Raw genomic sequence first — 9326 nt, 5'->3', positions numbered from 1 at the left:
GACACTTCGGGGATGACGGCTGATAAAGTAGCACTGGTATTATTGTCATCCCCGTGGTCACTTAGTCGGGGATCCATATGGCTTTAACTTTTGTCACTCTCGTGGATACTTGGTTAAAGTCGATGTGCCATTATTTGAATTTTAAAAGAGTAAAAAATGCAAAGATTTGATGTGTTAATTGTTGGCGCTGGCATGGTGGGTTTAACCTTAGCATTAGCACTGCGCCAATCAAGCCAACTTAAAATTGCTCTGGTAGATAGCTCAGCAGTGGCTGAACTTGATGACAGCATAGATGTAAGAGTCAGTGCCATTAATGTTGCCAGCAAAAATATTTTTGCTAACTTAGGTATTTGGTCGGCTATTGAAAGCAGCCGAGTACAAGATTATCAGCATATGCATGTTTGGGATAAGGCTGGAGTAGGTAAGCTAGATTTTTCCGCAAAAGACAGTGCCAGTTTCCCGCCAGAAGAAAGCTTAGGTTGGATCATTGAGAACAAAGTGATTCGCCACGCTTTATGGCAACAAGCTGAGCTTGATGAAGACATTCACTTTTTTACTGATAACAAACTCGCTAGCATCAGTCATGGAGATAGTGAAGTTTTTGCTACTTTTGTTCATGACAGTGCTAATAATGACGAGCAAGGGGCTAACAGCACACCAACACAGCCTATTATTGCTAAATTGGTTGTGGGCGCTGATGGCGCTAATTCTTGGGTACGTCAACAAATGAATATGGCGATGATCTTTAAAGATTACGATCACCACGCTATTGTTGCTACGGTTGAATGTCCTCAGGGTCATCAAAACACCGCTTGGCAAGTATTTCTACCGACCGGACCGTTAGCCTTTTTACCGTTAAAACGGGGGGGTTCTCAAAAATATCAAAGCTCTGCTAGTGACCTTTGCTCTATCGTTTATTCAACATCACCAGATGAAGCCATACGTTTAGCTGCGCTTGATGCCATTGATTTTTCCAAAGAATTAACCGCAGCCAGTGATGGTAAATTAGGTGACATTAAACTTAAAAGTGAACGTTTCACTTATCCATTAACCATGCGTTTAGCACAAGACTTTGTTAAAGACCGAGTAGTACTTATTGGCGATGCTGCCCATACCATTCATCCGCTTGCCGGGCAGGGCGTTAATTTAGGTTTACTGGATGCCGCCGCTTTAGTACAAACCTTAACCGCTAAACTCAATAAAGATGAAGAGCTCACCACCGAGCTGGTGAATATATCTGAGCTCAAAGCGTTTTCACGCTGGCGTAAAAGTGAAGCAACAGAAATGATTGCGGCCATGGCTGGCATTAAACAAGCTTTTGCACCGCAGCAATCTGGGATAAAACTGCTGCGCGGTATCGGCATGAACCTTATTAACAACTTTGCTCCAGCTAAAAAGCAGTTAATATCACAAGCGTTAGGTATCAAGGCAGATCTACCCGAGCTTGCCTATCAAAAAGACGCACTGTAGCGTCTACTAATCCCCCCTTATTAACTGCTGTTATATAAGCAGGTATAAATAAAAGTTAATAAAGTTATTGGCTTTTATTTGTTCTTTGCCGCTAACATTCCGCTAACCGCAATGAAAATTTCAAAATACGCCAAGACATCAAATATAATTCAGGTATTCCATAAAACATGGGTTTATATTTTTTAATTGTGAGTATTGCTGTTGAATCAACGATAGCTGGCGGTTATAATCAGTCCACTTTGATAATTCCTTTTGATAACTCTTAGGTACAGCACATGACAAATAAAACAGTATTACATGCAAAGCACTTAGCTTCTGGCGCAAAAATGGTTGATTTTTATGGTTGGGAAATGCCAATTAACTATGGCTCTCAAATTGAAGAGCACCATGCAGTAAGAACTGATGCTGGTATGTTTGATGTTTCACACATGACCATTGTTGATGTGCAAGGCACAGATGCAAAAGACTTCTTACGTCGTTTAGTGATAAACGATGTTGCTAAGTTAACTGTCCCAGGTAAAGCACTTTACACTGGTATGTTAAATGAAGCCGGCGGTGTGATTGATGATTTGATCATTTATTTCTTCTCAGACACTAACTACCGTTTAGTAGTTAACTCTGCTACTCGCGAAAAAGATCTTGCTTGGATGACTAAGCAGTCTATTGGTTTTGATTTGACCATCACTGAGCGTCCTGAGTTTGGCATGATTGCCGTACAAGGCCCAGAAGCTATCGCTAAAGTCGGTACTTTACTTTCTGCAGAAGAAAGTGCTGCCGTTGAAGGCATGAAGCCATTCTTTGGTGTACAAGTAGGTGATTTATTTATCGCAACTACTGGTTATACCGGTGAAAATGGTTACGAAATTATCATTCCAGAAAGTGCCGCAGAAGATTTATGGCAAAAATTACTAGACGCAGGCGTAGCGCCATGTGGTTTAGGTGCTCGTGATACTTTACGTCTTGAAGCTGGCATGAACCTTTACGGTTTAGATATGGACGAAACAGTTTCGCCAATCGCCGCTAACATGGCATGGACCATTAGCTGGGAACCAACAGACCGTGATTTTATCGGTCGTGATGTATTAACTGCACAAAAAGCTGCTGGCGACCAACCTAAGCTTGTTGGTTTAGTACTGGAAGAAAAAGGTGTGCTTCGTACCGCTCAAAAAGTTATTACTGAAGCTGGCGAAGGCATCATCACTTCAGGTACATTCTCACCAACATTAGGTCACAGTGTTGCTTTAGCGCGTGTACCACGTAGCGTAAAAGTAGGTGATGTGGTTGAAGTTGAAATGCGTAAGAAATTAGTTAAAGTTACTGTTACAAAACCAAGCTTTGTTCGTAACGGTAAAAAAGTATTCTAATTCGTCATACTTGAAATTACAGTGGCATTGTCATCGTTATTCGTCCTATCACTTAGTGTACTAAGCTCAAGGACTCACAACTCGACGGCTTTGCTGTAATTCCAATTATTTAGAATTTATATTATTATCTAGCGGTTTTTGTGCTATATAAATTACAGAAATTTAATCTATTGATCTAATCAAGTATTTGGTCAATTTACTAATCAACTTACTAATAAAGTAAGAATAGGAAGAATAAAAATGAGCAACATTCCTTCAGAATTAAAATATGCAACATCTCACGAGTGGGTTCGTCTTGAAAGTGACGGTACTGCTACTATCGGTATTACTGAACACGCACAAGGCCTTTTAGGTGACATGGTATTTGTTGAATTACCAGATATTGATGATTCAGTAAGTGTTGGCGATGATGTTGCCGTAGCAGAATCAGTAAAAGCAGCTTCAGATATCTACGCACCTGTTTCAGGTACTGTTGTTGCAATCAACGAAGAACTAGAAGATGCTCCAGAGTTACTTAACTCTGATGCTTTTGGTGGCGGTTGGTTATTTAGAGTTAAACTTGACGATGCAAGTGAGTTAGAAAACTTACTTGATGCTGAAGGTTACAAAAACTCTATCGACGAAGATTAATTTTTTAGCGTCGTTAATCACGTTTAGTCGGCATTGTCGGCGTTACTTGTTTTGTCACTTAGCTCTTTTGTAGCTAAAGGCTTACTAAGCTCCAGCAACAAGTAACTTGACGGCTTTGCCTAAACATTGATTACCATAGCTAAAACAGTAGATCTGAATTTTAGGTCTACATTAAATATTAAGCCTCTTTCTTCTTTTAAGAACATGAGGCTTTCTTTTATTCTAAAAAGCATAAAAGAAAATCGTATTGTTACACCAAGCTTTAGTAACGTCATCCTCGAAGTGTTTAATCGAGGATCCAGTATTAATTACTTTGGATTCCCGACTAAGTGAACACGGGAATGACCAAACTACTACTTGCTGATATTTTTAAATTTACGTAATTTACCTACATTTAAGTGAAACTGTTATGACTTCAAAAGTAATTGTTAACTCATTATCTGAGTTAGAGCAAACTCAAGATTTTATTCGTCGCCACATTGGTCCTGATGCAGCGCAAACTCAAGCTATGTTAAATGACATTGGTGCAGAATCGGTTGATGCCTTAATTGATGAAATCGTGCCGAGTGATATCCGCCTTGCTGATTTGCCAAACATCGAAGAAAGTAAAACAGAAGTTCAAGCATTGGCTGATCTAAAAGCCGTTGCTAGCTTAAATAAAGTAAACGACACTTATATTGGTTTAGGTTACTACGGTACCTTAACGCCAAACGTTATTTTACGTAACGTGTTAGAAAATCCAGGTTGGTATACAGCGTATACGCCGTATCAACCAGAAATTGCTCAAGGTCGTTTAGAGTCATTATTAAACTACCAACAAATGTGTATCGACCTTACCGGTTTAGACCTAGCTTCTGCTTCATTATTAGATGAAGGTACAGCCGCTGCTGAAGCCATGGCACTAGCCAAACGTGTTTCTAAAAACAAAAAATCAAATCTTTTCTTTATCTCAGAAGATGTTTTCCCACAAACCATCGACGTTGTTAAACAACGTGCTGAAATGTTTGGTTTTGACATTATCGTTGCCCCAGCTAATGAAGCTGCAGAGCACGACATCTTTGGCGCACTTATCCAATACCCTGGCGCTTCAGGTGAAATCACTGATATTAGCGAGCTAATTGCTAAAATTCATGAGAAAAAGGGCATTGTTGCAGTTGCTGCCGACCTTATGAGCTTAGTAATGTTGAAGTCTCCAGGTGAGTTAGGCGCTGATGCCGTTATTGGTTCAAGCCAACGTTTTGGTGTACCAATGGGTTACGGTGGTCCACACGCGGCATTCTTCACTACTTCTGACAAGTACAAACGTTCTCTACCAGGCCGTATTATTGGTGTATCTAAAGATACTCGTGATAAGCCTGCTTTACGTATGGCAATGCAAACGCGCGAGCAACATATTCGCCGTGAAAAAGCCAACTCAAACATTTGTACAGCGCAAGTATTACTAGCCAACATGGCAGCGTTCTACGCGGTTTATCACGGTCCACAAGGTTTAAAAACCATTGCTAACCGTATTCACCGTTTAACCGATATTTTATGTTTAGGTACCGCGACTAAAGGTTTAACAGCAGTTAACGCAAACTACTTTGATACTTTAACTTTTAAAGTTGCTTCTCTTGAAGGTAACAGCAAAGCAGAAATCATCGCACGTGCTGCAGCGGCAGACTTAAACCTACGTACTGATGTTGATGGTCAAGTTGCTGTTTCTCTAGATGAAACAACTACGCGTGACAACGTAGCAACATTATTTGATGTGTTATTAGGCGAAGGTCATGGTTTAGAAGTTGCCGCCCTTGATGATAAAATTGTTGAATGTGGTCATTCTTCAATTCCTGCATCACTAGTACGTGAGTCTGAAATACTAACGCATCCAGTATTTAACTCGTATCACAGCGAAACAGAAATGCTTCGTTATATCAAAAAACTTGAGAACAAAGATTTAGCATTGAACCACTCAATGATTTCTCTTGGCTCTTGTACGATGAAGTTAAATGCAACGGCACAAATGATCCCAGTATCATGGCCTGAATTTGCTAACATGCATCCATTTGCTCCAGCTGACCAAGTTGTTGGTTACAAGCAAATGATCGACCAACTAGGTGACTGGTTAGTTGAATTAACAGGTTACGACAACATTTCAATGCAACCAAACTCAGGTGCTCAAGGTGAGTACGCTGGTTTAATCGCAATTGTTAAATACCACGAAAGCCGTGGTGATTCGCATCGTAACATCTGTTTAATTCCTTCATCAGCACACGGTACTAACCCAGCGTCAGCGCAAATGGTTGGTATGAAAGTTGTGGTAGTAGATTGTGATAAAGAAGGCAATGTTGATATGGCCGACTTAACAGCGAAAGCTGAAGAGTTAGCAGATAACCTTTCTTGTATTATGATCACGTACCCGTCGACTCATGGTATTTACGAAACTACGATTGCTGAAATCTGTAACATCATTCATGACAACGGCGGTCAAGTTTACCTTGATGGCGCGAACATGAACGCACAAGTAGGCTTAACGTCACCGGGTTCAATCGGCGCTGATGTTTCACACCTTAACTTACACAAAACTTTTGCTATTCCACACGGCGGCGGTGGTCCAGGTATGGGTCCTATAGGTGTTAAGTCACACCTAGCACCATTCCTTCCTGATCACGCACTAGTGACAGTGAATGACGAAACTAAAGGTAACGGCGCGGTATCAGCGGCACCATTTGGTAGTGCGGGTATCTTATGTATTACTTACTTATACATTGCTATGTTAGGTAAAAAAGGTGTTACTGACGCGACTAAATACGCGATTACTAACGCTAACTACTTAGCGACTAAACTTAGCCAACATTATCCAATTTTATACACTGGACCTAATGGCCGCGTAGCACACGAATGTATTATCGATTTACGTCCAATTAAAGCGGACTGTGGTATTACTGAAGTAGATATGGCGAAGCGTTTAATGGATTACGGTTTCCATGCACCAACTATGTCGTTCCCAGTAGCGGGCACGTTCATGATTGAGCCAACGGAATCAGAGTCTAAAGTTGAGCTTGATCGTTTCATCGAAGCGATGGTTTGCATTCGTGATGAAGTACGTAAAGTTGAGTCAGGTGAGTGGGCATTAAACGACAACCCATTACAGAATGCTCCACATACCTTAGCGGATATTACTGATACTTGGGAGCGTGGTTACACGATTCAAGAAGCAGTATTCCCAGTACCTGCGGCAGCAGCTAATAAATTCTGGCCAACGGTTAACAGAATTGATGATGTATATGGTGACAGAAACTTAATATGTTCATGTCCTCCAGTAGAGAGTTATAAATAGTCATTTTTTCGATTAGTCATCCCCGAGGTTTTTGTCGGAGATCCAGTATTTGACTGATAAAATAAAAAAGGCGAACCAGAAGTGGTTCGCCTTTTTTATCTTTATTTTCTATAAAATATATCTTCTACAATTGCGAGAATTTGTTGTTGCTTTGCCTGCCAAGTAAAATCCTTCATATATTCTTTTTTTGCTATTTTAGCTTGAATGTAAGTAATATTATTTAAGTTACCTAGAAGATCAATAGATTGAAGCATTAAAGCTGTACCCTGTGCATGTGTGTCTACATCTAACAGGCCATTTTCATTGAAAGGTATGATTAAGTAGTCACAATGAAGTATTTTAATCGCTTGACGGTTTTCCATTTCCACATAGGAAATGGAACACTTAACCTTCTCAGAGATGTACTTAGGGTAAAATACATTTTTGTCAGCATTTAATAAGCGTTCGAACTTACGATAAGGTATTTTTTCTATCTTGCCGTACTTGTCAAAAAAATGGCCCCTTGGACTTATTCCCATAACTTTATCCTTTTATAAGTCAGATAAAGGGCTACGCACACCATTAGCGCCATGCTCAAGCACATGAGTATAAATTTGTGTTGTTCGTAGATCAGTATGACCTAGTTGCTCTTGTACTGTACGAATATCAGCGCCGCGTTGTAATAGATGTGTGGCAAAAGAGTGGCGCAGCGTGTGGCATGAGACGACCTTTTCGATTTGTGCTAATTTAGCCGACTTCTTAATTGCTTTTTGTAATGAGCTTTCGTCAATATGATGTCGACGAACTTTATTATTGTCGTGAGGATCACGACTTAATCTTGCTGAAGGGAATAAATAATGCCAACCAAACTCTTTCGCCGCTGTTGGATATTTTTTCTTTAAAGCAAAGGGCAGCCAAACTCCTTGATAATACGACGTATTACTATCTAATTCGAAATATTTTTTACAGAGATCTATTTGTAATTTTAATGGCTCCACTAATTCTTTTGCTAAAGTCACCCTGCGATTTTTACCGCCTTTTCCTTGCCAAACCAAAACTGACATATAGTCAAAATCTATATCTTGTACTCGTAACCTAACAGTTTCCATAAGTCTTAACCCGCTACCATACATAACATTGGCTAATAGCCAATGTTGAGTATCAACCAAGCTGAGCAAAGATGCGGTTTCACCTTTAGTTAAAACCACGGGTAATTTAGCTTGTCGCTGCGATTTATTAAAATTTAATGACAATGACAGAGGGGATCCTAAAAACTCACGATATAGAAATACTAATGAATTAAGGGCAATTGTTTGTGTCCCTGGTGCAACATTTTCTTCGTTGGATAAGTAAGTTAAATATTGTTCAACTTCTTCATTACCCAGTTTTGATGGATGTTGCTTGTTGTTGAAAATAATATATCGCTTGATCCAATAAATGTAAGTTTGAATAGTCCTTTTAGCAAATCTACGTGTGATCATAAATTCACCGATGCTATTTAAAAATAAAGATTCAGACATAGTAAAAATAAATATTTAATGGCTGTGTTTGTATACAGTATAGCTGAAATTGTAAATGTGTCTTTGATAGACAGAATATTTCCGTAATGCACGCAATAATTAAAAAGTTAAAGTTTTATTAAAGTCTTTGATATTAAATATAAAATAGAGTATTTTAGTATGAATTAAATATCATGATAGACGGAAAAAATCCGTGTTTAAACACGGAATTATTCTCTCTATTAAGCTGTTAGGCATACGTGTAAACTGGAGTGTTTCATGCAACTAGAGACAGTGTTTTTATTCATTGCATTATTTACGTTTGGTGTTTATTTCTTTTTGTTTCAAAAGCATATGAAAACGCTAACTGATGGAAATAAGAGTTTGGTTTTAAATAAATCAAAACCCGGAAAATCGGTGAATATTTTCCTAGGTTTAGCCTTATCTACAGCAGTGTTAGTTGATGATTTATACATAAAAATGGCAGCTATCACTCTTCTATTCATTCTTTCTCTAATAGGAGGAAGCATTCATCATAAGAGTTTGTTAAATTTAGGTATTAATCCCACATATGTAACCAAATTAAAAATAATAACAGTCTTGTCTTTAGCATCAATTATATTATTTGGCGTGTCAGTCGTTATTTCATTTGTATATGCCTAACAAGGCCTTTAAACGGAACAAAAACAGTTGGCTTTGTTTCGTGCCTCAACAAGTGTAGCCAACTATTTTTGTCCGCTTAAGGCTGCGTTAGGTATTCAATGAAGCTGTCGAGTCAAGATATACCTGTGGAGGAATATCACGGAGTGCCTTCAGGATGGAGGAAAGAGGATATTATTGCTCTGCATAAACAATTGCATGGAAAATACTCTATTTATACTCCACAGCCTGAAAATGTAGTCGCACCTAGTCATATTCCCGATAGGTTTAATTGGCTTGAGTACAGAAATACGTTACACAAAATTGGTGATGGCGTATCTGTAGGAGACAAAGCCTGTATTGAAATTGCTATCAACTACATTGTAGTTAATTACTTTGGCTCGTACTCTGGCTTTATACGCGAAC

Annotated in this window: 8 protein-coding genes; 6 read left to right on the top strand and 2 right to left on the bottom strand. The window is 39.0% G+C overall.

Features of this window, described 5'->3' with window-relative positions:
• Positions 1-156: 156 nt before the first annotated feature.
• The 4 genes from HRT50_RS15815 (at position 157) to gcvP (ending at position 6783) form a co-directional block, all read left to right on the top strand.
• Positions 157-1470 (top strand): FAD-dependent monooxygenase, encoded by a 1314-nt coding sequence (locus HRT50_RS15815; RefSeq protein WP_291616221.1) that lies wholly within the window; start codon positions 157-159, stop codon positions 1468-1470.
• A 275-nt stretch (positions 1471-1745) separates the two neighbouring features.
• A complete protein-coding gene (gene gcvT / locus HRT50_RS15810) occupies positions 1746-2834 on the top strand; it encodes a glycine cleavage system aminomethyltransferase GcvT (RefSeq protein ID WP_291616219.1) in 1089 nt (362 codons plus the stop codon).
• A gap of 240 nt (positions 2835-3074) precedes the next feature.
• Positions 3075-3464 carry a glycine cleavage system protein GcvH gene (gene gcvH, locus HRT50_RS15805; RefSeq protein ID WP_291616216.1) on the top strand — a complete coding sequence of 130 codons (390 nt, stop codon included), beginning with the start codon at positions 3075-3077 and terminating at the stop codon, positions 3462-3464.
• A 409-nt stretch (positions 3465-3873) separates the two neighbouring features.
• Complete coding sequence (gene gcvP, locus HRT50_RS15800) at positions 3874-6783, top strand: aminomethyl-transferring glycine dehydrogenase (RefSeq protein ID WP_291616214.1); 2910 nt, start codon at positions 3874-3876, stop codon at positions 6781-6783.
• 101 nt (positions 6784-6884) lie between these two features.
• On the opposite strand, the gene HRT50_RS15795 is transcribed toward gcvP, so the two are convergent.
• Together HRT50_RS15795 and HRT50_RS15790 are read right to left on the bottom strand one after the other, a co-directional pair.
• Positions 6885-7301 (bottom strand): hypothetical protein, encoded by a 417-nt coding sequence (locus HRT50_RS15795; protein WP_291616212.1) that lies wholly within the window; start codon positions 7299-7301, stop codon positions 6885-6887.
• Positions 7302-7313: 12 nt separating this feature from the next.
• Positions 7314-8282, bottom strand: coding sequence for an integron integrase (locus HRT50_RS15790; protein ID WP_291616210.1), 969 nt, complete (start codon positions 8280-8282; stop codon positions 7314-7316).
• 258 nt (positions 8283-8540) lie between these two features.
• Here HRT50_RS15790 and HRT50_RS15785 point away from each other — a divergent pair, with 258 nt between their 5' ends.
• Together HRT50_RS15785 and HRT50_RS15780 are read left to right on the top strand one after the other, a co-directional pair.
• The gene (locus tag HRT50_RS15785) at positions 8541-8924 is read left to right on the top strand and encodes a hypothetical protein (RefSeq protein ID WP_291616208.1); all 384 of its coding nucleotides are present in this window, start codon (positions 8541-8543) and stop codon (positions 8922-8924) included.
• A gap of 98 nt (positions 8925-9022) precedes the next feature.
• Positions 9023-9326 (top strand): hypothetical protein (locus HRT50_RS15780; protein ID WP_291616206.1); only part of this gene is annotated, 304 nt, incomplete at its 3' end.

The organism is Colwellia sp., from assembly GCF_013215345.1.
Taxonomy (GTDB): Bacteria; Pseudomonadota; Gammaproteobacteria; order Enterobacterales; family Alteromonadaceae; genus Colwellia.
Note: the sequence above shows the minus strand (reverse complement) of the source record. Positions and strands in the feature narration are given on the sequence as shown.

What these genes read in the sequence shown, in the direction of transcription:
- gcvT (WP_291616219.1), top strand. Translation starts at nt 1,746, where the DNA reads ATGACAAATAAAACAGTATTACATGCAAAGCACTTAGCTTCTGGCGCA.
- HRT50_RS15795 (WP_291616212.1), bottom strand. Translation starts at nt 7,301, where the DNA reads ATGGGAATAAGTCCAAGGGGCCATTTTTTTGACAAGTACGGCAAGATA.
- HRT50_RS15815 (WP_291616221.1), top strand. Translation starts at nt 157, where the DNA reads ATGCAAAGATTTGATGTGTTAATTGTTGGCGCTGGCATGGTGGGTTTA.
- gcvH (WP_291616216.1), top strand. Translation starts at nt 3,075, where the DNA reads ATGAGCAACATTCCTTCAGAATTAAAATATGCAACATCTCACGAGTGG.
- HRT50_RS15790 (WP_291616210.1), bottom strand. Translation starts at nt 8,282, where the DNA reads ATGTCTGAATCTTTATTTTTAAATAGCATCGGTGAATTTATGATCACA.
- HRT50_RS15785 (WP_291616208.1), top strand. Translation starts at nt 8,541, where the DNA reads ATGCAACTAGAGACAGTGTTTTTATTCATTGCATTATTTACGTTTGGT.
- gcvP (WP_291616214.1), top strand. Translation starts at nt 3,874, where the DNA reads ATGACTTCAAAAGTAATTGTTAACTCATTATCTGAGTTAGAGCAAACT.